The 22,863-nt window shown below is 65.2% G+C and carries 17 protein-coding genes and 1 pseudogene; 8 read left to right on the forward strand and 10 right to left on the reverse strand.

Annotation, left to right across the window (positions count from 1 at the left end; translation table 11 throughout):
• Positions 1–61 precede the first annotated feature (61 nt).
• Positions 62–1,549, forward strand: a complete 1,488-nt coding sequence (locus K4G67_RS13165; protein WP_239806822.1) for a sodium-dependent transporter — start codon at positions 62–64, stop codon at positions 1,547–1,549.
• Between the two features lie 79 nt (positions 1,550–1,628).
• Here K4G67_RS13165 and K4G67_RS13170 read toward each other — a convergent pair whose 3' ends face one another.
• Positions 1,629–2,108: a pyridoxamine 5'-phosphate oxidase family protein gene (locus K4G67_RS13170; protein ID WP_239806823.1), complete on the reverse strand. Its 480-nt coding sequence runs from the start codon at positions 2,106–2,108 to the stop codon at positions 1,629–1,631.
• A gap of 185 nt (positions 2,109–2,293) precedes the next feature.
• Here K4G67_RS13170 and K4G67_RS13175 point away from each other — a divergent pair, with 185 nt between their 5' ends.
• Both K4G67_RS13175 and K4G67_RS13180 read left to right on the forward strand, forming a co-directional pair.
• Positions 2,294–3,130 carry a hypothetical protein gene (locus tag K4G67_RS13175; protein WP_338026432.1) on the forward strand — a complete coding sequence of 279 codons (837 nt, stop codon included), beginning with the start codon at positions 2,294–2,296 and terminating at the stop codon, positions 3,128–3,130.
• Positions 3,018–4,634, forward strand: a complete 1,617-nt coding sequence (locus K4G67_RS13180; RefSeq protein WP_239806824.1) for a DNA polymerase Y family protein — start codon at positions 3,018–3,020, stop codon at positions 4,632–4,634. The genes K4G67_RS13175 and K4G67_RS13180 overlap by 113 nt, the downstream gene beginning before the upstream one ends.
• Here K4G67_RS13180 and K4G67_RS13185 read toward each other — a convergent pair.
• Positions 4,625–5,416, reverse strand: coding sequence for a sulfotransferase family protein (locus tag K4G67_RS13185; RefSeq protein ID WP_239806825.1), 792 nt, complete (start codon positions 5,414–5,416; stop codon positions 4,625–4,627). The two genes, K4G67_RS13180 and K4G67_RS13185, sit on opposite strands and share 10 nt — an antisense overlap.
• Positions 5,417–5,523: 107 nt before the next feature.
• On the opposite strand from K4G67_RS13185, the gene K4G67_RS13190 reads away from it, so the two are divergent.
• Positions 5,524–6,669: a glycosyltransferase gene (locus K4G67_RS13190; RefSeq protein ID WP_239806826.1), complete on the forward strand. Its 1,146-nt coding sequence runs from the start codon at positions 5,524–5,526 to the stop codon at positions 6,667–6,669.
• On the opposite strand, the gene K4G67_RS13195 is transcribed toward K4G67_RS13190, so the two are convergent.
• Genes K4G67_RS13195 through K4G67_RS13205 form a run of 3 tightly spaced genes read right to left on the reverse strand, consistent with a single transcriptional unit; the run spans position 6,591 to position 10,704 of the window.
• Positions 6,591–7,514 (reverse strand): galactosyltransferase-related protein, encoded by a 924-nt coding sequence (locus K4G67_RS13195; RefSeq protein ID WP_239806827.1) that lies wholly within the window; start codon positions 7,512–7,514, stop codon positions 6,591–6,593. The genes K4G67_RS13190 and K4G67_RS13195 overlap by 79 nt on opposite strands.
• The gene (locus K4G67_RS13200; RefSeq protein WP_239806828.1) at positions 7,511–8,674 is read right to left on the reverse strand and encodes a glycosyltransferase family 28 protein; all 1,164 of its coding nucleotides are present in this window, start codon (positions 8,672–8,674) and stop codon (positions 7,511–7,513) included. The genes K4G67_RS13195 and K4G67_RS13200 overlap by 4 nt, the downstream gene beginning before the upstream one ends.
• Positions 8,671–10,704 carry an HAD-IIB family hydrolase gene (locus K4G67_RS13205; RefSeq protein ID WP_239806829.1) on the reverse strand — a complete coding sequence of 678 codons (2,034 nt, stop codon included), beginning with the start codon at positions 10,702–10,704 and terminating at the stop codon, positions 8,671–8,673. The genes K4G67_RS13200 and K4G67_RS13205 overlap by 4 nt, the downstream gene beginning before the upstream one ends.
• A gap of 222 nt (positions 10,705–10,926) precedes the next feature.
• Between K4G67_RS13205 and K4G67_RS13210 the strand changes: the two genes are divergently transcribed.
• Genes K4G67_RS13210 through K4G67_RS13225 form a run of 4 tightly spaced genes read left to right on the forward strand, consistent with a single transcriptional unit; the run spans position 10,927 to position 17,926 of the window.
• On the forward strand, positions 10,927–12,174 hold the full coding sequence (locus K4G67_RS13210) for a putative DNA modification/repair radical SAM protein (RefSeq protein WP_239806830.1): 1,248 nt from the start codon (positions 10,927–10,929) through the stop codon (positions 12,172–12,174).
• The gene (locus K4G67_RS13215; RefSeq protein WP_239806831.1) at positions 12,171–13,637 is read left to right on the forward strand and encodes a UdgX family uracil-DNA binding protein; all 1,467 of its coding nucleotides are present in this window, start codon (positions 12,171–12,173) and stop codon (positions 13,635–13,637) included. Before K4G67_RS13210 ends, K4G67_RS13215 begins: the two co-directional genes overlap by 4 nt.
• Before the next feature lie 12 nt (positions 13,638–13,649).
• Positions 13,650–17,165 carry an error-prone DNA polymerase gene (locus K4G67_RS13220; protein ID WP_239806832.1) on the forward strand — a complete coding sequence of 1,172 codons (3,516 nt, stop codon included), beginning with the start codon at positions 13,650–13,652 and terminating at the stop codon, positions 17,163–17,165.
• A 2-nt stretch (positions 17,166–17,167) separates the two neighbouring features.
• Positions 17,168–17,926 carry an extensin-like domain-containing protein gene (locus tag K4G67_RS13225; protein WP_239806833.1) on the forward strand — a complete coding sequence of 253 codons (759 nt, stop codon included), beginning with the start codon at positions 17,168–17,170 and terminating at the stop codon, positions 17,924–17,926.
• A 1-nt stretch (position 17,927) separates the two neighbouring features.
• On the opposite strand, the gene phoB is transcribed toward K4G67_RS13225, so the two are convergent.
• The 5 genes and pseudogenes from phoB to pstC all read right to left on the reverse strand — a co-directional run bounded on the left by phoB (position 17,928) and on the right by pstC (position 22,855).
• Positions 17,928–18,617, reverse strand: coding sequence for a phosphate regulon transcriptional regulator PhoB (gene phoB, locus K4G67_RS13230; protein WP_239806834.1), 690 nt, complete (start codon positions 18,615–18,617; stop codon positions 17,928–17,930).
• An 81-nt stretch (positions 18,618–18,698) separates the two neighbouring features.
• Complete coding sequence (gene phoU, locus K4G67_RS13235; protein WP_239806835.1) at positions 18,699–19,367, reverse strand: phosphate signaling complex protein PhoU; 669 nt, start codon at positions 19,365–19,367, stop codon at positions 18,699–18,701.
• Positions 19,367–20,113 (reverse strand): phosphate ABC transporter ATP-binding protein PstB, encoded by a 747-nt coding sequence (gene pstB, locus K4G67_RS13240; RefSeq protein WP_239806850.1) that lies wholly within the window; start codon positions 20,111–20,113, stop codon positions 19,367–19,369. The genes phoU and pstB overlap by 1 nt, the downstream gene beginning before the upstream one ends.
• Positions 20,114–20,197: 84 nt before the next feature.
• Positions 20,198–21,466: a phosphate ABC transporter permease PstA gene (pstA, locus tag K4G67_RS13245; protein WP_239806836.1), complete on the reverse strand. Its 1,269-nt coding sequence runs from the start codon at positions 21,464–21,466 to the stop codon at positions 20,198–20,200.
• Between the two features lie 7 nt (positions 21,467–21,473).
• Positions 21,474–22,855, reverse strand: a pseudogene (gene pstC / locus K4G67_RS13250) (phosphate ABC transporter permease subunit PstC).
• Positions 22,856–22,863: the final 8 nt, after the last annotated feature.

A 22,863-nucleotide genomic window follows, 5' to 3' on the forward strand; every position in this document is an offset into this window, starting at 1 on the left:
CCCGTGAACGCGAATATGGCAAAGCCCCGCTTGGAATGCGGGTCAAACCGTTGCAATAGATATGAAACAAATGATCATCGGGGGCGAAGACGAATATATGGCGGCACCAACACAAGACATAGGCCATGACGGCCAAGTCCACGAAGGCCAGGCTCACGAAGGATGGTCCTCGCGCAGCGCGTTCATCCTGGCCGCGATCGGTTCGGCGGTCGGGCTGGGCAATCTGTGGCGGTTCCCGGCCGAAGCGGGCGCGAACGGGGGCGGGGCGTTCGTGCTGTTCTACATCTTCTGCGTGGTGTTGATCGGCTTGCCGGTGCTGTTGTCCGAAACGTTGATCGGTCGGTTCGGGCAGACGTCGGCGCCGCAATCGGCGCTCAAGCTTGCGGCGGCGTCGGGTGCGTCGCGGCATTGGGGCGTGCTGGCGTCGATCGGCGTGCTTTCGGCGTTTCTCGTGCTGTCGTTCTACTGCGTCGTTGGGGGATGGGTGCTGTATTATATCGGCATCTTCGTATCCGACCTGTTTCACACCGGCGTCGCGGGCGGTGCGTTTCAGGGGCGCGACCCGGCGACGATCGATGCGATCCTGCCCGGTCTTTTCGGTAACGGGCCGTTGATGGTCGGGCTCGACGTGGTGTTCATCGCGGTCACGCTGTTCTTCGTGGCGCGGGGCGTTTCGGGCGGTATCGAATTCGTGGCGAAATGGATGATGCCCGCGTTCTTCGTGCTGATCGTGGCGATCACCATCTATGGCGCGTTTACCGGCGCCATGGGCGATACGCTCAATTACCTGTTCACGTTCGAGCCTGAAAAGCTGACCGGGACGGTGATGCTGGCCGCGTTGGGACAGGCGTTCTTTTCGCTCTCGCTCGGCGTGGCGGGTATGATCACCTACGGGTCGTATGTGGGGCGCGATGTCAATCTGGCGGGCACGTCGCTCATCATCGCGAGCGCGGATACGGCCGTGGCGCTAATTGCGGGGCTGTGCATCTTTCCCATCGTGTTCCTTGCCGGGCTGGAGCCGAGTGCGGGGCCGGGACTCATGTTCCAATCGCTGCCCATCGCGTTTCAGGACATGCCGGCGGGATCGCTCGTGGGGCTGCTGTTCTTCGTCATGGTGGCCTTTGCCGCGCTGACGAGTTCGGTCGCGCTGATGGAGGTTCCGACCGCCTGGATGATGGAGCGTTTCTCGCTTTCGCGCGCGCCTGCCAGCGGGATCGTGACGGCGGGTGCGCTGGCGCTTGGCGTGCTGGCGGCATTGTCGTTCAATACGCTTTCGGATGCGCATCCGGCCGGCTTCATCCCCATGTTCGAAGGGTTGGGCTGGTTCGATTTCCTCGATTCGCTGACGTCGAAACTGTTGATGCCGATTGCCGCGGTGCTGACCTCGATCTTCGTCGGCTGGGTGGCGGAAAGGCGCATCGTGAATAGCGAGACGGGGCTCGGCGGCGGGTTGCTGCGGGTCTATCTGGTGCTGGTGCGCTGGGTCTGTCCGGCGGCGCTGATGGCGATCCTGATCATCGGCATCTTCCCCTCGATCGTCGGCGCGTAACGCCCGGCAACGAAGCCGGCACACGAAAAAGGGCCGCTCCTGACCTGGGAGCGGCCCTTTTGCTACTGAGGGCTATGGATCAGAGCGCGGTTTCTGCCTTGCCGCCCTTGGTATCGTCGGTGATGTCCATGCCCAGCATCATCTTGGCCGTGGTGATCGCGCCCAGCTCGCCGGACCAGATCGACGCATCGCCAAGGTCCATCCGCATCATCAACAGGTTCGGATCGTCCTTGCCGTTGGGGAACCATGCCTCGACCGAATTGCTCCATTCCTTTTCGAGCCGTTCGCGGCTGGTTTCCTCGCTCAATACGCCGTGGAAACGCGCGAACAACTCGTGGTCCTTCGACGCGAAGGTGGCCGTGGCCGGGCCCATCGTGGCGAAACGATTGTCGCGATAGGTAAAGAACCAGATCGCGCTATCGGCATGCTTGTCGAGTTGCGCGGTCATGGGTGCGGCCGAATCCGGATCGGCATCGAGTTGCAGCATGACGAAGGGCGATTTCGCCATCTTTTCCCAGAATTCATGCTTCAGTTCGTCGGCATCGCCTTGGTCGTACATTGTCGGTCCTTTCGTTGTTTTTTCCTCAACGGGTGGGGAGGGCGCGCGTTCCGCGTTTGCGCGCGCCTGTGGATGAAATGGAAGGATCGCAGGGCATGGCAATGGACGGAACGGACGGAACATAATAAGAACATGCCCGTTGCCCGAACAGCCCTGAAAGAGCGATTCGCCGGAAAAAGACCGCCATGAACAAACCCAGCCCCGATCCCGTTCCCGACCTTCCCGACGGTCTTTTCGCGGCCAGCCGGCTGTCGCCCTCGCCTATGCGCGGGGCGGGTGGGGAGTGGTGCCCCGGCATGGGGTTCCGCGGCGCCGGCGATATTTTCGGGCAGGGGCGGGAGGCGGCGGCGGCGGCGCTTGCCCTGGCGCTGGCGCAGGAGGCGCCGCGCGACATGGGTCGTGCCGCGATGAACGCAGCAAAGGCCGCACGGGTCGAGGCGGCGGACGATCGCGCGTTTCTGTGGGTGCAGGACCGGGCCGCGATCCGCGTGGGCGGACGGCCTTATCTGCCGGGTCTTCCCGATGCGTTGCGCCACCGGATGATCCATGTCGCGGCGCGCGATGCGGGCGATGCGCTCTTTGCGCTGGAGGAGGGGGTGCGGTGCCGCGATCTCGCCTTTGTCATCGGGGAGATCGCGGGCAATCCGCGCGCGCTGGACTTTACCGCCTCGCGCCGGCTGGTGCTGGCCGCGGAACGGCATGGCGTGCCGTTATGGCTGGTGCGGCCCGATGCGCGGCGCGATCTTGGCGCAGGGCGGATGCGGTGGGAGGTATCCGCCGCCCCGTCGCAGCCGCCGCGATGGAACGCGAATACACCGGGCGGCCCGCGCTGGCACGGCGAATTGTTTCGGGCCCGCGGCCTGCGCCCCGGCGCGTGGTGGATCACACAGGATATTGCAGGACACGACCATGACCGCAGCCAACACGAAAGGCAGCCCCTGCGCGCCGCCCCGGCGGGTGCTGGCGATTTGGCTGTCGCGGATGGCGATCGATCGCTGGCGGCGGCATCGGCCCGCGCCTGAAGGAAACGCGCTTGGCGAGAGGACGGGCGAGGGGGCGGGTGAGGATGCCGCCCCCGTTGCGTTGATCACCGAAACCGCGCACGGGCCGCGTATTGCCGCCACCAATCGCGCGGCGGAGCGTCACGGCGTGCGCGCGGGCACCATGCTGGCCGATGCGCGGGCGGTGTGTCCGCAGATTGCCGTGCACCCCGCCGATCCCGCGGGCGATCTCGCCTTCCTCGAACGGCTGGCCGTGTGGGCACAGCGTTGGGGCCCGTGGAGCGCGCTCGACCCGCCCGACGGTATCATCGTCGACATCACCGGCGCGGCGCATCTGTTCGGCGGGGAAAGACGGCTGATCGACGATGCCGCGGCGATCCTCGCTGCGCGCGGATTGACGGCGCGCATCGCCATCGCGCCCACCGCCGGCGCGGCATGGGCGCTCGCGCATCATGGCCCGGCACAGGCCATCGTCGCGCCCGATGACGACATGCCCGCGCGGCTGTCGCAATTGCCGGTGGCGGCGCTCCGGCTCGACGATGACGTGTTGCTGGTGCTGCGGCGGCTGGGGCTGAAACGGCTGGGCGATCTGCATGGGGTCGGGCGCGATGCGTTGACCCGCCGGTTTCGCGTGCGCCGGTCGGCGACGGCCAACCCGCTTTTGCGCTACGATCAATTGCTGGGCACGGTGCCCGAACCGTTGTTGCCGGTGGTGGGCGAAACCGCGCCCATGGTGCAGCGGCGGTTGATGGAGCCGATCCGCCATCTGCCGCTGCTCGAAATCGTGCTGTCCGATCTGGCGGAGGAGATGATGCGCCTGCTCGAAGGGAAGGGGCGGGGCGCGCGCCGGCTGGAGCTGGGATGCTGGCGCGTGGATGGGGAGATGGTGGGCCGCCGGCTCGAACTCGCCGCCGCGACGCGTGATGCCGTCCATGTGTGCCGCCTGTTCACCGAAAAGCTGGACGGGATCGAGGCAGGCTTCGGGATCGAGATGGTGCGCCTTACCGCAAGCTGGGCCGAGCCGCTCGATTTCAATCAGGCCGATCTCGACACCGCGGCACACGAACACGGCACCAGTCTTGCCGCGTGCGTCGACCGGCTGACCACCCGACTGGGCGCGGATGCGGTGCGCCGTCCCGTCCCGCGCGCGAGCCATGTTCCCGAACGCTGCGTCAAATGGCAGGCCCCACTCGCCCCGCAACCTGCGGCGCAGGCGGAAATGGCGTTCCACGCCCGCCCGTTGAAACTGCTCGACCGGGCGGAACAGATCGCGGTGGTTTATGAAACGCCGGACGGCCTGCCGCGCCGGTTCCGCTGGCGCGGCGAATTGCACGAGGTCGCGCGGGCGGAAGGGCCGGAACGCATTGCGCCCGAATGGTGGCGCGAACGTTCAACCGTGCGGTTGCGCGATTATTACAGGATCGAGGACAGCGCGGGCCGGCGTTACTGGCTCTATCGCGACGGGATCGCGGGCGACGGACGTGGCGGACCGCCCGCGTGGTATCTGCACGGAATCTATCCCTGAACGAGATTCAACACATCCTCCCGCACGGCGCGCAACGGATGGCGCACCACAGGCGTCATCGGCGCAACCGATAGCCCGTCGCCATAGCCCCATTCCGCCGCCCGCGCCCCCTGGTCGAGCGTCATGCCCGGCACATCGGCGTAATCCGCATTGCCGTCGCGCACCGCCATATCGACCGGCACCGGTTCGAGATCCAGAAACCGGTGCAAAGCTGCGGTCCATACGCCGGGCCGTGCGACAAGATCCTCGTAACGTACGACCATGGCCCAGTGGAGCCGGGTCAGATCCCGTGCCACGATGTCATAGGCATCGAGCGCGTAATCGACGAGCTGGGCAAACGGCCTATCGCTCCATTTTGCCAGCGCCCCCGCCATCGCCGCCGGATGGCGCAGGAGAAGGATGAATTGCGCGGTCGGAAACAATTGCTGATAAAGGCGCATGCGCGTGAGGTTCACCGGCGATTTCTCCACCCGCCACCGCCCATCCGCATCGAACCAGCGGTCCCAGTCCGCCTCGATCCTTTCCCGCGTCAAAAGCGTGTCGTATCGGCACCCCTCGATCAGATGCTGTGCCGGGTCGATGGCGAAATGCCCCGGAATGCCGTGGGTCGCGTCATGCGGAATGGCACCCTGGAGATAGCATCCCTCGTTCTCCGGGACGGGCGCGTTCGTGATCGCGGCGACATCGGGATGGGCCGCGATCAGCCGCGCGGTCATGCTCGTCCCGGTGCGGTGCAACCCGGCGACGAAGGCATAGCGGTGGGGGTGGGGGGTGATGGTCACAATGCCATCCAATGAGTGGAACCGCGACCGGTTCCGCCCGTTTCCCGTCATATGCGAAATTCTCCCGATCGTGCCGCCCCGACCCGCCGATTGCCACCGCCCAGCCGATGAAGATTGCCGTCCTCGCGCATATTCGCCACGCGCTCACCGAACCGTTCATGGGCGGGATGGAGGCGCATGCCGTGCAATTGGCCGGCGGGCTTCGCGAAGCGGGCCATGACGTGACATTGTTCGCGGCCCCGGGGGGCGGGGATCCCGACCTGGTGCCGATATGCGACGCGCCTTACGAGGCCGTGCTGCCCTGGGCGCAATGGCGCGGAACGCCCCGGCTGGACCTGTATCAACGCGCGGCCTTCGACCGGGCATGGACCGCGATCAGGGCCGGGTTTCGCAGCGGCGAATTCGACGTGGTGCATAATAATTCGCTGTTTCCCGATCTCATCGAACGGGCCGCCGACCAAGGCGTGCCGATGGTCACGTCGCAGCACGTGCCCCCCTTCGGCAAGATGCGCGACGCGGTGCATGCCGTGGCCGGATGCAACCATGCGCAGATCACGCTGACCTCGCAGAGCCAGATGCCGCTCTGGCTCGCGGGATTGGGTCCGGACGGGGCGCAGGCCCGCGATGCACCCGCCAATTTCTCGGTCGTCCCCAATGGCGTGTCGTGCACCCAATGGCAGCCTGCGACCCGTGGCGATCGCCTGCTATGGTATGGGCGGATCACCCCGAACAAGGGATTGGCCGAGGCGATCGCCGCCGCGCGAGAGGCCGATGCCCCGCTCGACATCTACGGCCAGGTCGAGGATGAGCGTTATTTCGCCGATCGTGTCGCCTCCGGGCTTGGCTCCGACATCGTATACAAAGGGCATGCCAGCGGGGCGGCCTTGCGCTCCGCCGTGGCGCGGGCGCGGGCGGTGCTGGTCACGCCGATGTGGGACGAACCGTTCGGTCTCGTCGCGGCGGAGGCGCTGGCCTCGGGCGTTCCCGTCATCGCATTCGACCGCGGCGCCATGCGAGAAGTGATCGGCGATTGCGGGATCGTGGTGCCTGCGGGCGATACCGGGGCCATGGCACGGGCCATCGGCGCGGTCCACGCCATCGACCCCGCGCAATGTCGCCGCCGCGCCGAGACCGCGCTATCCACAGCGGCGATGATCGCCGGGTATGAGGCGCGCTATTCCGCCGCGATCGAGGCCGCATCCTTCGCCGCGTCGCGCTCCAGCTGGTCGAGCACGCGCGCACTGCTGGCGTAGGGCTCGTCTTCCTGTTGCCGGGTGAGAGCGAGGTCGCGCTCCTCCGGTTCGCGCAGCTTTACCCAACCCGCGCCGTTTCGCCGGGTCAGCCCCATCAATGTGAACGCCCGCATCCAGTGCTGCATCGTGGGTTCGCCCCATTTTTCGGCAAAGCGATGCGCGTTGGCCATCACGCTGTCGAGGTGATGCACAGGCGGCATGTGATGCGGGTGATATTGATGATACGCCTTCGCCCCGCGCACCCATTGGAGCGGGAGACCGCAAGTCGCGACCACGCGCCCGAAATCCGTATCCTCCCCGCCATAGCCGGTATAGCGTTCGTCGAAACCGCCGGTTCGCGCGAAATCCGCCGCCGATATGGCAAAGTTCAGCGACCAGAAGCACCGGTAATCCCGGCACGGCCCGACCGCGCCCTCGGGCGGGCCGGGACGTTCGCAATGGCGCACGGCGACGCGTTCGAAATGCGCGAAATCGACACCGCTCTCGGTTGCGCCGCGCGGCAGATAGCCGACCTCGCCCATGAGCACGCCCACATGGTCGCGCGCGGCCCTTGCATAATCGCCGACGAGTGCGGGATGCGGCACGCAATCCACGTCGAGGAAGATCAGCAGATCGCCCGATGCCCCGCCCGCCGCCGTATTCCGGCCCAGCGACAGGGGTACGCCGTCGCTCCCCAGAACGATCTGCGTCACGGGAAATGGTGCTTCCGGCAGGTCATAGGGCGCGTCCTGCAACACCGCCACGATCAGCTCGTCCGGCGCGCGCTCGCTCTCCCTCAGGCCGAGCACGAGATTGCGCAGATGCGCGGCCCGTCCGCTCGCCAGCGTGCATATCGAGATCTTCATTCGGTAACCTGCCCTTCACTGGCCTGTCGGTCGCGGCGGCCGACCCCTGCGCCTGCCCACAGATCGGTGGCGAGATGGTCGAGCCATCGTGCCGCCCGCTCTGCGGCATCGTCGTGCACCATGGCGCGTTGTCGTTCCGGGACGATGGCGCGCGCCTCGTCCCACAATGCGCGCCAACGCCCCGCATGCGCCGGCCAATGCGGCGCCACGGCCGCAACCCCGGCGCGGGCAAGGGCATCCGCCTTGCAAAGCTGTTCATCGAAATAGCGCCATTCGGGCACGACGATCCACGGTTTGCCCGCGGCACATACCATCTGCACCGTGGTGTTGCCGCAGCTCGACACGATGCGGTCCGCCGCCGCGATCCAGTCCTGCGGATTGTCGACCCAGCCCATGTGGCGAAGATTGCCAGGCGGCGTTTCGTGCCATTCGCTCGCGATCGTGCCGATGGTGAACCATTGCGCACCCGCATCGTCCCGCGCGCCGAGCGTGAGCGGCGCCGTCGGCGTGCCCGTGCCCCCGCCACCGGCGAGGACGAGCACGATGTCCGCATCCTGGGACAGGGAAAGCCGCGCCCGCGCCGCTTCGCGCGTGGGCAGGGCGGTCATATCCACTCCGACACCGGCGGCGTAATGGGTCTTGGCCTGCATCCAGCGGGGCCGTTCCGGCTGCTCCAGATCGGCGTGATAGGGGGCAAGCAACCCGGCCGCCGCAGCGTAGGATGCCATGTGGCCGGGATCGGCGCGGTCGCCATGTTGCAACACCGCGACATGCGGCACCGATGCGATCCGGGCGAGCTGTCCGAGCTCCGCCGAAACGTCGGTGACGAACAATGCGGGTGCCGCATCGTCGAACCACGCGGTAATTGCTGCGACTGCCCGCGTGATGGTCGGCCATCCGACCGGCGCGCAATGCAGCGTGTCGGGCGTTGGCATCGCGTCGAGCCGGGGCGGTGCGGTGCCCTCCGCCTCGAACAGCGAGGGGATGGCGATGCGTTCGATACGCGGGTCGAGCGCGGGGAAAATATCGCTCCGCGCGCAAAACAGCGTGACCGGGCGGCAATCGATGAGCCGGTTGGCGATCGCCGCGGCCCGTTCGGCATGGCCGCGGCCCTGATGATGGACGAAATAGCCGACCGCGCCGCGCGGGCCTTCGGTCACGCCGCGACCCCCCGGCGGCGGGCGAACCGGTGGGCGACAATCCCCTCCAGCGTGCCTCCGGCGTGGTGGCGCCGGGTGAGATAGACATTGTCCCGCTCGCTCAACCGTGCAAGCTCGGGCGCGTGATTGCCGACGAGTATCGCGTTGCGGCAATCGGTCAGCATGTCGATATCGTTCCCGCTGTCGCCAGCGGCGAAAACATCCTCGGGCCTAAGGCCGAGCGTGTTGGCGACATGGCGCATGGCCGCCGCCTTGCCGCCCGCGACCGGAAGAATGTCGAGCAGTTTTTCATGGCTGAAGATCACGCGCGCCCTCAGCCCCGCGCGGTCGAGACGTTCGTGCACCTGTGTAAGCCGGGCAGGATCGTGGAGGAAATAGCTGCGCTTGAATTCGCGTTGTTCGCTCCGCCCCTGAGGCGTGAGGCACGCCATATCGCGCAGCGTATCGAGGACCGCGTCGCCGTCCCACCCGTGCGCGAGCGTTCGGGCATAATCTTTATCGGCGACCCGGTCCTCTCCTTGTTGCCAATAGATCTCGCTCCCCACCGAGGTTACCCAGACGGTGGGAAAGGGAAGCGACCATTCGCGTAGGATACGCTGCGCCTCCAGGATGGAGCGGCCCGTCGCGACGCCAAACACGGTGTCGCGATGGCGGGAGAAATAGGCGCTCAACCTGCGCGCGCCGATGGCACATCCGGTAAGCGTATTGTCGATATCGCATAGGGCAAGCGCGCGGGGCACGGGCGCTTTGGCGCGGTTCGCCGCCGCCCGCCCGGTCAATTCCCGCGACAGCGCGACAAGCCCGCTGGCATAGCGGTCACACCCCATCGAGCGCACACCCTCGCGCCCGCTGTTCGATGCGCGCAGCCATGCCGTGCGATCCTCGATCAGCCTGCGTACCGCATCTGCGATTCCGGCCCGGTCGGTCGGCTCCACCAGCAATCCGTTTTCCAGCTCGCCGACGATATCGGCCGGCCCGCCCCGGCATGTCGCCACCACGGGGAGACCATGCGATGCCGCCTCGATCAAGGTCAGGCCATAGGGTTCGGTCAGTGCCGGGTTGACGAACACGCCGCCGCTGTCGCGGGCCAGGGCATAGAGCGCCTGAACATCGTCGCGCGAATGGTTGCGGGGCCACGCGACATGACCGTGCAGATCGTGACGGTCGATCGCATCGGCAATGCCGCATAAGACGCGATCCTGCTCCGGCTCTCCGCCGACAAGCCCTTTGCGCAAACCGGCGAGCAGGACCAGATTGGCCCGGTCGCGCAATCGGCGATCGCTCCCGAACGCCTCGACCAGGGCAACCAGGTTCTTCTTTGCCACCGGGCGCGCCACGGCGAGCACGATGGGCCTGTCCGTGTGGCGCAGGAATGGGGCGATCAAGGCCTCCGCCCGCGCGCGGGCGGAGGCATCGGGCACCGTCATGTCGACGCCGGGGCGCAGGCGATGGATGCGCGCCGCATCGGCGGACGGGTAGGCGGGCAATTGCCTCTCGCACTCGTCGATGGAGCTGGCCACGATCGCATCGGCATGGGCGATCGCGGCATCCTCCTCCGCGATACGCGCATGCATCGTCGGCGTATCGCCATGCGTCATCGCGCAATCCCGCTTGTCTATGCCGAGCGAATGGGCGGTGTAGATGAAGGGAATGCCCAGTTCGCGCCGAACCCGCGCCGCGACATCCGCCGCGTCGGCAAAATGCGCATGGATGAGATCGTGCAGGCTGTCGCGCGCGCGCAGGTGCGCGATGAAGGCCTGCGCGAACGCATCGCGATCGGCGGCCAGTGCCTCCTTTGCAAGATAGGCGCGGTTACCGCTGTCGATCCGCGTGATGGACAGTTTGGGGCCGAGCGTTTCGTGCGGGCACGCATGGATCGCGCCGAGTTCCGGGGCATCGAACAGGCGCGTGACGATCTCTGCCTTCGTGACGGCCGTATGGACGGCAAGGGCGCGCATCTCACCCAGGATGTACGCGATATGTCCGCCGGTATCTTCTGTAATGCCATAGGCGACCGGTTCGCCCCGCAAACACCCACCCAGCGCCAATGAAACGATATGCAAGGAATATCCCCAGTCATGAAACCTGAACATTCAATCGTTGCTGCCGATACCTGTTCCTGAAACTGATTAAGGTTAATACGTTTTATCGCATGGATGCCGAAAGGGGCGGTTCATGGCCTGCGCCTGTGGGGTTCCGTTTTGTTCTGGCCTCTGCCGCAAAGAACATTTATAGAACGTATGGAGGTGCCCATGGCTCAGAAACCGATTCTCGACCGATTGAAGATTCTCGCCGATGCGGCGAAATACGATGCGTCCTGCGCATCGTCGGGCACGTCCAAACGCGACAGCCGCGGCGGCAAGGGCATCGGCTCGACCGAGGGGATGGGCATTTGCCACGCCTATGCGCCCGACGGTCGGTGCATTTCGCTGCTCAAGGTGTTGATGACCAATCATTGCATCTTCGATTGCCATTACTGCATCAATCGCAAGAGTTCGAACGTGGAACGCGCGCGCTTCACGCCGCAGGAGGTCGCCGACCTCACCATCGCATTCTACAAGCGCAATTATATCGAGGGATTGTTCCTGTCCTCCGGCATCGTGAAATCGTCGGATCACACGATGGAGCAATTGGTGGAGGCGGCCCGCATCCTGCGCGAGGAGCACGATTTTCGCGGATATATCCACCTGAAAACCATTCCCGAGGCGGATCCGGAGATCATTCATCGCGCCGGGCTTTATGCCGATCGCGTGTCGATCAATGTCGAATTGCCGACCGATGCCGGGCTGAACCGGCTGGCGCCCGACAAGAACGCGGGCCAGATCGACGGCGCCATGGGCCGCATGGGCAGCGACATCACCGAGGCCGTGGATGCGCGCAAGCGGTTTCGCCACGCGCCACGCTTTGCCCCCGCCGGTCAGTCGACGCAGATGATCGTCGGCGCCGACGGGGCGAGCGACACCGATATCGTCACCCGCGCCAGCAGCCTTTACGGCCGTCATGCGCTGCGCCGCGTCTATTACAGCGCGTTCAGCCCGATCCCCGATGCGAGCGCGGTGCTGCCGCTAAAACGTCCGCCACTGATCCGCGAACACCGGCTCTATCAATCGGACTGGCTGATGCGGTTCTATGGCTATTCGCCACAGGAGGTCGGGCAGGCGGCGGGGGCGGACGGGATGCTGCCGCTCGATATCGATCCCAAGCTTGCGTGGGCCTTGAAATTTCGGGAGCAATTTCCGGTGGATGTGAACCGGGCTTCGCGTGAAATGTTACTGCGCGTGCCGGGGCTGGGCACGCGGGCGGTGGGGCAGATTTTGTCGGCGCGGCGGCATCGGCGGCTACGGCTGGACGATGTGGCGAAGATGACCGTATCGCTCACGAAAGTGCGCCCGTTCCTCATTGCGGCGGACTGGCGTCCGACATTGCTGACCGATCGGGCCGATCTGAAAACGCTGATCGCCCCGCCGCAGGATCGGCAATTGGAGCTGTTCGCCGCATGAGCGCGCCGGCGCAGGACAGGCTGGCTCATGTGAAGCTGGGCACTTATTACGTGGTGCCCCTGGCCGAAAGCGACGATTTCGAGGGGTGGCGCGATCAGGCCCGCCGCCTGCTGATGGCGGATGTGCCGCCCGACCGCGTGGCATGGACCGAACCGGGCGGCAGCGCGGGCGATCTGTTCACCCATGGCGACCGCCGCCTGCCCACCCCGCCCGTCGATGCGCCGCAGCCGCGCGTGTCGCGCCGCTTCATGGACATTGCGAAGACCGTTATCCTTCACTCTGATCCGGAACGGTTTTCCATTCTTTACCGCACGCTCTGGCGGTTGCAGACGCGGCCCCGGCTGATCGAGGATGCCGCCGATGGCGATATTCGCAAGCTGGCCGACATGGCCCGCGCGGTGCGACGCGACATTCACAAGATGCGGGCCTTCCTGCGCTTTCGCGAAACGAAGGACGAGAAAGGGGCCGAACATTACATCGCCTGGTTCGAACCGTTCCACCACATATTGCGGCACAATGCCGGATTCTTCGTGCGGCGTTTTGCCAATATGCGCTGGTCCATCCTGACCCCGCGCGGGACATTGCATTGGGATGGGGAGGTGCTCCGCGAGGGACCGCCCGCCACCCGCGCCGACGCGCCGACCGGCGACGATGCGGAGGAATTGTGGCGCGGTTACTATGCCTCCATCTTCAACCCCGCGCGTTTGAAGATCGGCGCGATGATGAAGGAAATGCCGCGCAAATACTGGAAAAACATGCCCGAGGCGCAGATGATTCCCGCGCTCGTCGCGGGCGCGCAGGCACGGGAGGCGACAATGGTGAAGGCAGGCGAAATCGACATGGGCGAACGGCCCGAAACGTTGGCCGCGATCGAAAAGGCGATCCATGCCTGCGCCCGCTGTCCGATCGGCGAACTCGACAATACCGCTGTCATGGGCGAAGGACCGCGCGGTGCACCATTGATGATCGTGGGCGAACAACCCGGCGATCAGGAGGATCAGCAGGGCCGCCCCTTCGTCGGTCCGGCGGGGCAGTTGCTGGACGTGCATCTTCAAAAGGCGGGCATCGACCGGGCCACCGCCTATGTCACCAACACGGTCAAGCATTTCAAGTTCACGCCCAAGGTCACGCAGCGCGGGAAGCGCCGCCTTCACCAATCGCCCACGGCGAAGGAAATCGACATCTGCCGCTGGTGGGTGGAAAGCGAGCGGGCCATCGTGCGGCCGAAACTCGTGCTGGCACTGGGCGCGAGTGCGGCGCGCGGCATGCTCGGCAAGACGGTCAGCATCACGAAGGCGCGCGGCACCGCCCATCCGCTCGACGATGGCAGCGAGCTTTGGGTGACGGCGCACCCGTCCTATCTGCTCCGCCTCGACGGCGCGGCGCGGGAGGAGCAGCAACGCCTGTTCGATGCGGATCTTGCCGCAGTGGCACAGCGGCTGTCCGAACTGACCGATGCATGACGGCGATGCCCGATGCCCGACGCCCCGCTGACCCCCGCCCGCCGCCGGATAGAAGACGATCCCGGCGGTTTTGACCCGCCAACCCGCGCGCCATTCGTGGAGCTGGGGCTGATCAGCTGTTTCTCGTTCCTGCGCGGCGCTTCGGATGCGGTCGACCTGGTGTCGACGGCGCGGGCGCTGGGCTATGACGCGATGGGCATTGCCGATGTCAATTCGATGGCGGGCGTGGTGCGTGTCCATACCGAGGCGCGGACGGCGAAGCTGCGCCCCGTCATCGGTTGCCGCATCGAAACGGTGGAGGGGCTGGCCTTTCTCGCCTATCCCACCGACCGCGCCGCCTATGGCCGGTTGTGCCGCCTGATTTCGACCGGACGGATGCAGACGCTGAGCGGTGAATGGCAGGACAAGGGCGTGTGCGAGATCGATCTTGCCATGCTGGCGAACCATGCCGAGGGGGTGCAGCTGATCGCGGTGCCGCCGGCCGATCTCACCACGCGGTTCACGATTTGCGCGCCGGGCAATGTCGTCGCCTTTCCCGGCGCCGAACAGCCCGTGGCCGATGGCCGCATGACGGGATGTTTCGAAGCCCTGCTGCCGCATCTGTGCCGCATGTTGCCGAGCCTGCGCCATGTCGCGGCCAGTCTCGTCTATATCGGTGACGATCTTGCGCGGATCGCGCGGCTCGACCAGATGGCGCGCGCGCATGACATGGCGATCCTCGCCACCAATGACGTGCATTATCACGCGCCCGAATGCCGCCCGCTACAGGATGTGATGACCGCGATCCGGCACAAGACGACGGTGGCAAAGGCGGGCCATCTGCTGCACGCCAATGCGGAACGTTATCTGAAAGGGCCACAGGACATGGTTCGGCTGTTCCGCGACTGGCCCCATGCGATCGCGGCGGCGCGGGAGGTGGCCGACGCCTGCGATTTCAGCCTCAACGAACTGCGTTACGAATATCCCGAAGACATCTACCCTAGCGGGCAAACGCCGCAGTCCTATCTGGAGGCGCAGACGTGGGAGGGGGCAAAACGACGCTATCCCAATGGTTTGCCCGACAGTATTCGCGCAACGCTGGAACGCGAGCTGGCGTTGATCGGAAAGCTCGACCTCGCGCGCTATTTCCTCACCATCAAGGATATCGTCGATTTCGCGCGCGGGCAGGAACCGCCGATCCTGTGTCAGGGGCGGGGCAGCGCGGCCAATTCGGCGGTGTGCTATTGTCTCGAAATCACCTCGGTCGATCCGGCGCGCCATGCGCTTTTGTTCGACCGCTTCATATCGGAGGAACGCAAGGAGCCGCCCGATATCGACGTCGATTTCGAACACGAACGGCGCGAGGAGGTGATCCAGCACATCTACAAGACATATGGGCGGCAGCGGGCCGGGCTGTGCGCGACGGTGATCCACTACCGTCCGCGCATGGCCATCCGCGAGGTCGGCAAGGCGATGGGCCTGTCGGAGGATGTGACATCCGCGCTCGCCGGGACGGTATGGGGCGGCATGGGCCGGGAGATCGGTGAGGCGCATGCGGCCGAAACCGGGCTCGACATTACCGATCCGCATCTGCGACGTGTTCTCAAAATCACGCAGCAAATGATTGGAATGCCGCGCCATTTGTCGCAACATGTCGGCGGTTTCATTCTGACCGAAGGGGCGTTGACGCAAACCGTTCCGATCGGAAACGGGGCGATGCCCGAACGCAGCTTCATCGAATGGGACAAGGACGATATCGAGGCGCTGGGCATTCTGAAGGTCGATGTGCTGGCGCTGGGCATGCTGACCTGCATCCGCAAATGCCTTGACCTCGTCGGCGATCATCATGGTCGCCGCATGACGCTGGCCACGGTTCCGCGCGAGGATGCCGAAACCTATGCCATGCTGCGCAAGGGCGACAGCCTCGGCGTGTTTCAGGTGGAAAGCCGGGCGCAGATGAACATGCTGCCGCGCCTGCGCCCACGCGAATTCTACGATCTCGTGATTCAGGTCGCCATCGTGCGTCCCGGCCCGATTCAGGGCGACATGGTGCACCCCTATCTGAAACGACGGCGCGGCGAGGAGGCGGTACAGATCCCTGCGCCCGGCCCCGCGCATGGCCCGCCCGACGAATTGTCCTCGATCCTCGCACGGACGCTGGGTGTGCCGATCTTTCAGGAGCAGGCGATGAAGATCGCGCTCGACGCCGCGAAGTTTTCCAGCGCCGAGGCGAACCGGCTGCGCAAGGCGATGGCCACGTTCCGTTCGCGCGGGATGGTCGACGAATTGCAGGACATGATGGTCGAACGCATGGTGGCGCGCGGATACGACCGCGAATTCGCGCAGCGTTGCTTCAACCAGATCCGCGGTTTCGGCGAATATGGCTTTCCCGAAAGCCATGCGGCCAGCTTTGCGCATCTGGTCTATGTGTCGAGCTGGCTGAAATGCCATTATCCGGCTGCTTTTGCCTGCGCCCTGCTCAATTCGCAACCGATGGGTTTTTACGCCCCGGCGCAGATCGTGCGCGATGCGGCCGAACATGGGGTGGAGATCCGGCCCGTGGACGTGAACCGGTCGGAATGGGACTGCACGCTGGAGCAGGCCGGTGACGGGCGTATGGCGCTGCGCCTCGGATTTCGGCAGGTGGAGGGGTTGCCCGAACATGTTGCCGCGATGATGATCGACGCGCGCAATGCAGACGGCGATTTCGCCGATGTCGCGGCCATTCGCGAACGTTCCGGCATTCCGGTCGCACATGTCGAACGGCTTGCCAGTGCCGATGCGTTCGGGTCGCTGAACCTCGCGCGGCGGCAAGCGCTCTGGGATGCGCGCAGCCTGGTGTCCGCCCCGGCGCTGCCCTTGTTCGCGCATGCCGATGCCCGGGACGAGGGGGCGGAGGCCGTGCCCACCCGCCTGCCGTCGATGCCCATGTCGGAGGAGGTGGTCGCCGATTACCAGACGACGCGGCTTTCATTGAAAGCGCATCCGATGGCGTTCCTGCGTGCCGATCTGGCCGAGCGGGGTTTCGTGCGGGCCTGCGATCTTCGCGCGCGCAAGTTCCGCTCGATGATCCATATCGCGGGGGTGGTGCTGATCCGGCAGAGGCCGGGCAGCGCGAAGGGCGTGTGCTTCATCACGCTGGAAGATGAAACCGGCGTTGCGAATCTGGTCGTGTGGCCCGATCTCAAGGAGAAATATCGCAGGGTGGTGATGGGCGCACGATTGATGGAGGTGCGCGGGCGCGTCGAATATGACGACGACGTGGTCCATGTCATCGTGCAACATATGGCGGATCCGACCCCGGCATTGATGGCCCTGTCCGACGACCTGATCCGTACCGATCTGGCCCGTGCCGACCATGTCAGCCACCCGTTGCCGTCGAAATTTGGCCCACGCGACGAATTGCGGGAGGGGCGCGACGATCCTGCAAACCCGAAACCCCCGCTCGATCCGTGGCAGCCGCCGCCCGGTGACAATCGCGAATGCGGGTTTCGCGGCGGCCATCCACGCAATGTCAGGATACTGCCGCGCTCTCGCGACTTTCATTGAGGATGGATGTCTTCTCGCGCCTGCCTGCCCGTTCGCTGTTCCGCATGGACCGTGTGTTCATCGGCGTGATGATTCTTGCCGCACTGGCGCTGGCCGCGAATGGATGGATCGCGGACCATCCGGAGCATGATCCGCGCGCGCCCCTGTCCTTGAACGGGCCGGAAGGGATGGCGACATCCCGCAAGCTGGCCGCATTGCGCACCGACCCGACGCAGTGCCGCGTCGCGCTGGAACAGGCGGAGATTGCGTTCGACGACCTCGATCCGGTGGGGGAGGGGGCATGTCGCCGCGACGACCGGCTGCGCGTTGCGCCGGTGCCGGAGCGGGGCCTGGCCTTTGCGCCGGCGCGTCCGGAAACGACCTGCGCGGTGCAGGCGGCGCTGACCTGGTGGCTGGATAAAAGCGTGCAGCCGGTGGCGGAGGAATTGCTGAACAGCCGCGTCGCCCGGATCGAGCAGCTCGGCACCTATAGCTGCCGCCGCGTGAATGGCGCCGACACCGGCCGGTGGAGCGAGCATGCCACGGGCAACGCCATCGACATCGCCGCATTCGTGCTGAATGACGGACGCCGCATATCGGTGCAAAGTGACTGGTGGACCGGCGCGGGTACGCCCGATGCGGAGGGCGCGTTCCTCGCCGCGGTGCGGGACGGGGCGTGCGATGCGTTCGGGACGGTTTTATCGCCCGATTACAATGCGTTGCATGCCGATCATTTCCATTTCGATCAGGCGCCGCGCGGCTTCGGCTCGTTCTGCCGGTAGGTCAGACCGCCTCGAACGCATAGCCGGCCGAGCGCACCGTGCGGACCGGATCGGTGCTGTTCTCGATGGTCAGCCCCTTTCGCAGGCGGCGAATATGCACATCGACGGTACGCAATTCGATGTCGCTCCCCGTGCCCCATACGGCGTCGAGCAATTGCACGCGCGAAAACACGCGGCCGGGATGCTCCATGAAGAATTTCAGCAGGCGAAACTCGGTCGGTCCCAGTTGCAGCGATTGCCCGCGCCGCGTGGCCCGGTGGCTCGTCGCGTCGAGCCGGATATCGCCGACCTCCAGCATCTCACCGGCGAGCGCGGGCCGCACCCGCCGCAGCACGGCTCCGACGCGCGCAATCAGCTCGCGCGGGGAAAACGGCTTGGTCAGGTAATCGTCCGCACCGGTTTCGAGACCCCGGATCCGGTCCTCTTCCGCGTCGCGCGCGGTCAGCATGACGATCGGGACATGCGCCGTGCCCTTTCCCCGGCGCAGGCGGCGACAAATCTCGATCCCGCTCGTCCCCTCCACCATCCAGTCGAGAATGACGAGATCGGGGGCCTGTTCCTCGGCCAGAAGCAGCGCCTCGTCGCCATCGGGGGTGGAGATGACCTTGTAGCCTTCGGCCTCGAACCGATATTGCAGCAACTCGGCAAGCGACAGATCGTCTTCGACGAGGAGAAGGCGGGGGGAGGGCACGTCTGGAACTCCTGTATTCGCGAAACCGGGCACAGCTTCACACGCGCAACGTTACCGCCTTATGACAATTGCGACCGTGTTTTAACCGCGATCTTCGTCGGGCGGGTAATCGCCTGTCGCCGCAAAATGGACCATCTCGGCGACATTCGTCGCATGGTCGCCGACGCGCTCGATATTGCGGGCAACGAAGAGCAATTGGGCCGCGCTGCTGATCGTGGCCGGGTTTTCGACCATATGCGTCACGAGATTTCGAAAGATGCTGTCATAGAACGCATCGACCTTTTCATCCATGGCGATGACCTCGCGGGCAAGAACCGGGTCACGCGCGGCATAGGCGGTGAGCACGTCATGCACCATTTCGGTCGCGACCTCGCCCATTGCGGGAAGGAGCGTGAGCGGTTCGAAATGGCGGCGCCCCTCAATCTTTCCGACGCGTTTCGCGATGTTCTTCGCATAATCGCCGATGCGTTCCACGACGCCGGCGATCTTCAGCGCGGCAATCACCTCGCGCAGATCGTCGGCCATCGGGGCGCGCAGGGCGATGATGCGCACGGCGAGCCGATCCACCTCGGTTTCGAGCGCGTCGATCTCCCTGTCGCGCTTCACGACCTTTTCGGCGAGATCTTCATCGCCGTTGACCATCGCGTCCAATGCTTCCTGAACCGACAGTTCGGACAGGCCACCCATCTCCGCGATCAGGCCGCGCAGCCGGGTGATGTCCTCTTCGAACGCCTTGACCGTATGTTCCATCAACCGTACCGCCCGGTAATGTAATCCTTCGTCCGCTCTTCACGGGGATTGGTGAATATCGCGCTTGTCTTGTCGTATTCGACTAGATTGCCAAGATGAAAAAAGGCTGTGCGCTGGGATACGCGTGCGGCCTGCTGCATCGAGTGGGTAACGATGACGATGGCATAATTGCCGCGAAGATCGTCGATCAGTTCCTCGATCCGGGCCGTGGCGATGGGGTCGAGCGCAGAACACGGCTCGTCCATGAGGATCACTTCGGGATCGACCGCGATGGCGCGGGCAATACACAGGCGCTGTTGCTGCCCGCCCGAAAGCGCGGTGCCCGAATCGCTCAACCTGTCCTTCACCTCTTCCCACAGGCCCGCGCGTTGGAGCGAGCGTTCGACGATCTCGTCCATCTCCGACTTGCCGGACGCAAGACCGTGGATGCGCGGCCCGTAGGCGATGTTTTCGTAGATCGACTTGGGAAACGGGTTGGGTTTCTGAAACACCATGCCGACCCGCGCGCGCAATTGCACGACGTCCATTCTCGACCGGTAGATATCCTTCCCGTCGAGGAGAATTTCCCCGTCCACGCGGGCGGCCGCGATGGTGTCGTTCATGCGATTGAGGCTGCGCAGGAATGTCGACTTGCCGCAACCCGACGGCCCGATGAACGCGGTGACATAGCGGGTGTGAATGTCGATCGACACATTATCGATCGCTTTCTTTTCCCCGTAATAGACCGACACGTTGCGCGCCGCCATCTTTGCAGGGCCGGCATCGGCGAAGGGGTTTTCCGCGTCCTCGCCATGCGTTTCGTCGAGATTCTGATCCGTCATTTTCAACACTCACCAGCGCCTTTCGAAGCGATTGCGCAGATAGATGGCCAGCCCGTTCATCAATAGCAGGAAAACGAGCAGCACGATGATCGCCGCCGAGGTCCGTTCGACGAAACCGCGATTGATTTCGTCCGACCACAGGAAAATCTGCACCGGCAATACGCTGGATGGCGAGGTAAAGCCATCCGGCGGCGTCGCGACAAAGGCACGCATCCCGATCATGAGCAGCGGCGCGGTTTCGCCCAATGCGCGGGCCATGCCGATGATCGTGCCGGTCAGAATGCCGGGCAGCGCGAGGGGCAGGACATGATGAAACACCACCTGCACCTTCGACGCGCCGATCGCGAGCGCGCCATCGCGAATCGACGGGGGCACGGCCTTGATCGCGTTGCGGCCCGAAATCACGATGACTGGCATCGTCATCAGCGCCAGCGTCATGCCGCCAATGAGCGGGGCCGAACGATAGTTTGGAAAGATCGCCAGGAACACGGCGAGGCCGAGCAGGCCGAAGATGATGGACGGCACCGCGGCGAGGTTGTTGATCGACACCTCGATAATGTCGGTCCACTTGTTCCGCGGGGCGTATTCCTCGAGGTAAAGCGCCGACAGCACGCCGATGGGAAAGGCGAGCGCCAATGTCACCACCATGGTGAGCAGCGACCCCTTGAGCGCGCCCCAGATTCCGGCCTGCTGCGAATTGGTGGCGTCGGCGCGCGACAGGAAGCCCCAGTCGACCGCGCGATAGAGCGCGCCTTCGGCCTGAAGCCGATCGGCGAGAACGCGCATCTCGGCCGCGCCTTCGCCGCGCATGCCGGACGCGAGATCCTCGCTCACGGGTACGGACACGGTCTGCTCCCCGCGGAGCATCTCGGGATCGGCGATCAGCTGATCGGCGAGATTGCGCCATGCCGCCGCATTGAGCTCGTCCGCCGCGTCCTGACCATAGGCTTCGGTCGCGGAAAATTGCAGGATGTCGGCAAGCCCCGCCGATTCCAGCGCGGATTGCGCGCCCGGCTGCGAAAGGCGCGTTTCGTCGATGGTGAGCCACGCGGCGGCAAAATCGACCGGCACGCGCATCTCGGCGCGCGCAAACCCGGCAATCCCGTTCGAGGTCATGACGAAAAGCAGGAACGCCAGCACGAGCGCGGAGAAGATCACCGAACCCATCGCCAGATATTTGAACCGCTTTTCCGCGGCATAGCGTTTCTTCAGCCGGGCTGCGATACGCGCATTGCGTGCCTCGCGCTGTGCATCGACGCTTGTGGTGGTCTCGCTCATGGCAGGCTCACTCATACGCTTCGCGGTAACGTTTCACCACGCGCAGCGCGATGAAATTGAGGATGAGGGTCACGGTGAACAACACCATGCCCAGCGCAAAGGCCGACAGCGTCGCGGGGTGGTCGAAACTGCCCTCGCCGGTCAGCATGGCGACGATCTGATAGGTGACGGTGGTCATGCTTTCGAACGGATTGCCGGTGAGGTTGGCGGCGGCGCCGGCGGCCATCACCACGATCATGGTTTCGCCGATGGCGCGGCTCACGGCGAGCATCACGCCTGCCACGATACCGGGAAGCGCCGCGGGGATCAGCACCTTGCGGATGGTTTCCGACTTCGTCGCGCCCATCGCAAGGCTGCCGTCGCGCATCGAGGATGGCACGGACGCAATGGAATCGTCCGCCATCGAGGATACGAACGGGATGATCATCACCCCCATGACGAGGCCGGCGGCAATCGCGCTCTCGCTGCTGGCGTTGGAAATGCCGACGGCGCGGGCCCAGTCGCGGATGACCGGCGCCACGGTCAGCGCCGCGAAATAGCCATAGACCACGGTGGGCACGCCGGCGAGAATTTCCAGCATCGGCTTCATCACCCGGCGCAGGCGGTCGTTCGCATATTGCGTGAGGTAGATCGCGCTGAACAGGCCGAGCGGGATCGCGACCAGCATGGCGATGATCGCACCGATGTAGATCGTGCCCCAGAACAGGGGGAGCGCGCCGTAATCCTCGCCCGAGGTATAGGCCGGATCGCCCATCGGATTGGGCGACCACTGCGTGCCGAACAGAAAATCGATCGGCGACACCATGCCGAAGAACCGCACGGTTTCGAACAGGAGCGAGACGAGAATGCCCAAAGTCGTCAGAATAGCGACCAACGAGGCCAGCAGCAGTGCCAGCATCACGGTGCGTTCCACCCGCGTCCGGGCGGTAAACTCGGGCTTTATACGCAGGAACGACCACACGCCCGCGGCAAAACCGATGAGCAGGGTCACCACGATCCCGATAATGCCATAGCGGGTCAGCGCGTCGCGGGCCGGCTCGATCAGCGGCTGCGCAAGCGGGTTGAACACACCCTGCGCGTTGCCGCGCGCGACGGCCATGGCCTCGGCGATGATGCTGTCGCGGGTCATGCCGAATTCGGAAGGGCGCCCGCCGCGGGATGCGAGGTGACGGCCTGCATCACGAGCTGCGGGCTGATGATGGCCCACACGGTCGCGAACAGGACGGCGGGGACAAACACCCACAGACCGACGTACCACGCATGATACGACGGCAGCGAATGCAACCGGCCAGGCGTGGAGGAGACCATGGCCCAGGCGCGCGAACGCGCCGCCAGCCACCCGACCAGACCCAGGCCGAGAGCGAGAAGGACAAAGATGGCTGGAGACATGACGGCGG

This window comes from Croceicoccus hydrothermalis, from assembly GCF_022378335.1.
Taxonomy (GTDB): Bacteria; Pseudomonadota; Alphaproteobacteria; order Sphingomonadales; family Sphingomonadaceae; genus Croceicoccus; species Croceicoccus hydrothermalis.

Coding starts and splice junctions, on each gene's coding strand:
- phoU (WP_239806835.1), bottom strand. CDS start 19,367: ATGGAACATACGGTCAAGGCGTTCGAAGAGGACATCACCCGGCTGCGC.
- K4G67_RS13195 (WP_239806827.1), bottom strand. CDS start 7,514: ATGAAGATCTCGATATGCACGCTGGCGAGCGGACGGGCCGCGCATCTG.
- K4G67_RS13190 (WP_239806826.1), top strand. CDS start 5,524: ATGAAGATTGCCGTCCTCGCGCATATTCGCCACGCGCTCACCGAACCG.
- pstA (WP_239806836.1), bottom strand. CDS start 21,466: ATGAGCGAGACCACCACAAGCGTCGATGCACAGCGCGAGGCACGCAAT.
- K4G67_RS13180 (WP_239806824.1), top strand. CDS start 3,018: ATGACCGCAGCCAACACGAAAGGCAGCCCCTGCGCGCCGCCCCGGCGG.
- K4G67_RS13165 (WP_239806822.1), top strand. CDS start 62: ATGAAACAAATGATCATCGGGGGCGAAGACGAATATATGGCGGCACCA.
- K4G67_RS13220 (WP_239806832.1), top strand. CDS start 13,650: ATGCCCGACGCCCCGCTGACCCCCGCCCGCCGCCGGATAGAAGACGAT.
- K4G67_RS13225 (WP_239806833.1), top strand. CDS start 17,168: ATGGATGTCTTCTCGCGCCTGCCTGCCCGTTCGCTGTTCCGCATGGAC.
- K4G67_RS13175 (WP_338026432.1), top strand. CDS start 2,294: ATGAACAAACCCAGCCCCGATCCCGTTCCCGACCTTCCCGACGGTCTT.
- pstB (WP_239806850.1), bottom strand. CDS start 20,113: ATGGCGGCGCGCAACGTGTCGGTCTATTACGGGGAAAAGAAAGCGATC.
- K4G67_RS13170 (WP_239806823.1), bottom strand. CDS start 2,108: ATGTACGACCAAGGCGATGCCGACGAACTGAAGCATGAATTCTGGGAA.
- K4G67_RS13210 (WP_239806830.1), top strand. CDS start 10,927: ATGGCTCAGAAACCGATTCTCGACCGATTGAAGATTCTCGCCGATGCG.
- K4G67_RS13215 (WP_239806831.1), top strand. CDS start 12,171: ATGAGCGCGCCGGCGCAGGACAGGCTGGCTCATGTGAAGCTGGGCACT.